Source organism: Parabacteroides sp. AF39-10AC, assembly GCF_003635405.1.
Lineage (GTDB): Bacteria > Bacteroidota > Bacteroidia > Bacteroidales > Tannerellaceae > Parabacteroides > Parabacteroides distasonis.
This window is the reverse complement of sequence record NZ_QTLP01000063.1, coordinates 3,742-4,283: the sequence shown is the minus strand read 5'-3', so window position 1 is coordinate 4,283 and position 542 is coordinate 3,742. Positions and strand designations below refer to the sequence as shown.

Annotated in this window: 1 pseudogene; it reads right to left on the bottom strand. The window is 60.1% G+C overall.

The features are described 5' to 3' along the window. Positions 1-542 (bottom strand): annotated as a pseudogene (locus tag DW033_RS24070) (tyrosine protein kinase); the annotation flags it as partial.

Genomic DNA, 542 nt, shown 5'->3' with positions numbered 1-542 from the left:
GCCTCACCGTGTTCCTCAAGGATACCTTGGCGATCGTCGTCGTCTTGGACGAGGGCGTCACGCTCAACTCCTTGCCGTAAGCCTCGGCAGTGGACGTGGGCGTATGGACGTGGGCCACCAGCTCGATCTCCCCGCCCTCCAACTCGGGTATGGAATCCATGCCCGTGAAACTGAAAACCCCCACGGGGGTGGGCAATATGGCGGGGAGCCTGTCGAAGCCCTGCTCCATCGTCTCCTCGTCACCCTCCTTGTCGATCTTGTACTCCGCTCTCACCGTTAGCTGACCCTCCTTCGTGTAGCGCATGCGTAGCTCGACGGGGGCCACCAGACGGTCCGCCTCCTCGGGGGTGATGAACACGTTAACGGGGGAGTTCTTGTATAAAGGGGGGTTGAAGCCCAAGGCGTTCGACTCCTCCATGTCGATATACAGGCCCATGTCGTTCACCACCTTCTTGATCAACGTGCGGGACCTCAGGATCTCGACCTCGTTGTCGAAGTTGCTCGTCATCGAGAGCATGCCGAGGTCCTGTATGGCGGCAAGG